This is a genomic window from Neisseria sp. P0022.S010 (assembly GCF_051956635.1).
Genome location: NZ_JBQCXF010000728.1, coordinates 1 through 1,138, shown reverse-complemented (window position 1 = coordinate 1,138; position 1,138 = coordinate 1). Strand labels below are relative to the sequence as shown.

Sequence of the window (1,138 nt, the reverse complement as noted above, 5' to 3'; positions counted from 1 at the left end):
GGGTCGGTGTAGTACACGCCGCTGCGGTATTGCGTGCCGGTGTCGTTGCCTTGTTTGTTGAGGCTGGTCGGGTCAACGACGCGGAAATAGTATTGCAGGATGTCGTCGAGGCTGAGTTTGTCGGCATCGTAGGTGACTTTGACGGTCTCGGCATGGCCTGTATCGCGGTAGGAAACGTCTTCGTAGCTTGGGTTTTCCGTTTTGCCGTTGGCGTAGCCGGATACGGCGTCCACCACGCCGTCTATGCGTTGGAAATAGGCTTCCAAGCCCCAGAAGCAGCCGCCGGCGAGGTAGATGGTGCGCGTATTCATGATTGCTGAATCCTTTTTCTGTGTGTCGGGTTTGTAGAACGAATTTTTCAGACGGCCTAAATCGGCATTCGGATCGCGGATTAATGCCAATGCCTGCGCTTCGTTGATGCTGCCTTTGACGATGCGCTGCACGTCGCCGTCTTTACCGATTAACGCCCAAGAAGGGTAAACGCTGATATTCAGGCTTTGGGCGATGGTGCCGCCGTTGTCTGTCACGACGGGTAGCTTGGGATAGTTCAAACCGGCGTACCATTTCTGGAAGTCGCCGTCTTTTTTCTCGTGCAGAAAGCCGGGGGAGGCGACGGTAATCAGGTTGGCGGAGCTGAACCGCTTATCCTGCGCCCATTTTTCGGTTTGTCCCAATTCGGACAAACACAAAGGACACCAACTTGCCCAAAATTTAATCAAGGTGGGTTTGTCTTTTTTCAGGAAAACACTGGCAGGGCGGTTGTCAGGAGTTTTCAACGAGGACAATGCTTGCGGTACGGTTGCGGCTTCGGTATCCATCATTTTGGATGAGCAGGCGCCCAGCGCAAGCAGGCAGCCGAACTTGGCGCAAAGGGAAAAGAAGATACGGGGTTTCATCTCTATGTTTCCTGTATGGAGGGTTTGTCTCATTAGACGTTGGAAATGCCAAAACCTGACAACCTTGATTTTCAGACGACCTTGCCACGTAAAATACGCTACAATACTCCCTATTTCAAGTTTCTAAAATTAAAAGGAAAATTTAATGTTCAGCTTCTTCCGTCGCAAGAAAAAACAGGAAACTCCGGCTCCTGAGGAGGCTCAAGTTCAGGAAACCGCAGCAAAAGTAGAATCTGAAGTTG

1 protein-coding gene is annotated in these 1,138 nt (G+C 51.1%); it reads right to left on the bottom strand.

The annotated features are described in order from the left end of the window. Nucleotides 1-896 (bottom strand): bifunctional peptide-methionine (S)-S-oxide reductase MsrA/peptide-methionine (R)-S-oxide reductase MsrB (gene msrAB / locus ACTHUT_RS20980; RefSeq protein ID WP_440419732.1); only part of this gene is annotated, 896 nt, incomplete at its 3' end. Nucleotides 897-1,138: the final 242 nt, after the last annotated feature.